1 protein-coding gene is annotated in these 352 nt (G+C 40.3%); it reads left to right on the top strand.

Going from position 1 to position 352, the window contains the following annotated elements; all coding sequences use genetic code 11:
* Window positions 1-68: 68 nt before the first annotated feature.
* Window positions 69-352, top strand: a 284-nt coding sequence (locus STRDD11_RS13410) for a cytochrome c biogenesis CcdA family protein (protein WP_277593129.1), incomplete at its 3' end; no start/stop codon positions are given.

The following is a 352-nucleotide window of genomic DNA, read 5'->3' as shown; positions in this document are numbered from 1 at the left end:
AAAATTTTTTATAATAGGTTTATAAATAGATAGAAGGAATTTTCAACCTGATTTAAAAAGGGGGTATCATGGAATCTGGTTTGTTCTTCATTTCAGTCTTTTTAGCTGGAATCTTGTCCTTTTTCTCTCCCTGTATCTTTCCGCTTCTCCCTGTCTATATAGGTGTTTTGCTGGATACAGATGAGCCAAGAACCGTTAAGATTGCTGGCAGGGATTTTGCTTGGTATGGTTTGGTCAAGACGCTCTGCTTTATTGTCGGTATATCGGCAGTATTCTTTGTTCTAGGATTTGGCGCTGGCTTTTTGGGCAGCATGATATACGATGTCACGTTTCGCTACGCTATGGGAGCGGT

Origin of the sequence: Streptococcus sp. DD11 (genome assembly GCF_001578865.1) — a bacterium.
Taxonomy (GTDB): Bacteria; Bacillota; Bacilli; order Lactobacillales; family Streptococcaceae; genus Streptococcus; species Streptococcus panodentis.
Note: the sequence above shows the minus strand (reverse complement) of the source record. Positions and strands in the feature narration are given on the sequence as shown.